Source organism: Streptomyces sp. FH025, assembly GCF_017427025.1.
Lineage (GTDB): Bacteria > Actinomycetota > Actinomycetes > Streptomycetales > Streptomycetaceae > Kitasatospora.
In genome coordinates this window covers 1-602 of the sequence record NZ_JAFLNG010001254.1, presented here as the reverse complement: position 1 = coordinate 602, position 602 = coordinate 1, and the positions used below count along the sequence as shown (strand labels likewise).

1 protein-coding gene is annotated in these 602 nt (G+C 72.9%); it reads left to right on the top strand.

The features are described from left to right. Window positions 1–157 precede the first annotated feature (157 nt). Entirely contained in the window at window positions 158–583 is a 426-nt protein-coding gene (locus J0670_RS38745) for a DUF742 domain-containing protein (protein ID WP_196948453.1), read from the top strand. Window positions 584–602: the final 19 nt, after the last annotated feature.

The following is a 602-nucleotide window of genomic DNA, read 5'->3' as shown; positions in this document are numbered from 1 at the left end:
CGGAGCCCGCACGGCACTCCCCGCTCCACCTGCGCCGGGTCCGACCCGACCGGACCCGGCGCCTCACCCTCAGCTACCCTCAGGCAGCTGATCCCGCCTCAGCTGGCACCGCCCCAGCTGGAACCGGCTGCCCAAGGCTGCAGCACAAGGAGGACCCATGACCCCGCCCTCTACACCCGCCGGCCCGTACGGCAACGGGTACGGCAGCGGCTACGGCGGGCAGCAGTCCGACGGCTACGAGCAGCAGCCGCTGGTCCGCCCCTACGCGATGACCGGCGGCCGGACCCGCCCCCGGTACCAGCTCGCCATCGAGGCCCTGATCTCGACCACGGGCTCGGCCGAGCGGACCGGCGGGCTGCTGCCCGAACACGCCCGGATCGTCAGCCTCTGCCGTGAGGTCAAATCCATCGCGGAGATCTCCGCACTGGCCGGTGTGCCGCTCGGTGTGGCCCGCATCCTCGTGGCCGACCTGGCCGAGGCCGGTCTCGTCGCCATCCACCAGCCCGCCGCCGCGGGCGAGTCGGGCGGAACGCCCGATGTCACGCTGCTCGAAAGGGTCCTCAGTGGACTTCGCAAGCTCTAACGGACCCGCCCGCGCCACG

Coding starts and splice junctions, on each gene's coding strand:
- J0670_RS38745 (WP_196948453.1), top strand. CDS start 158: ATGACCCCGCCCTCTACACCCGCCGGCCCGTACGGCAACGGGTACGGC.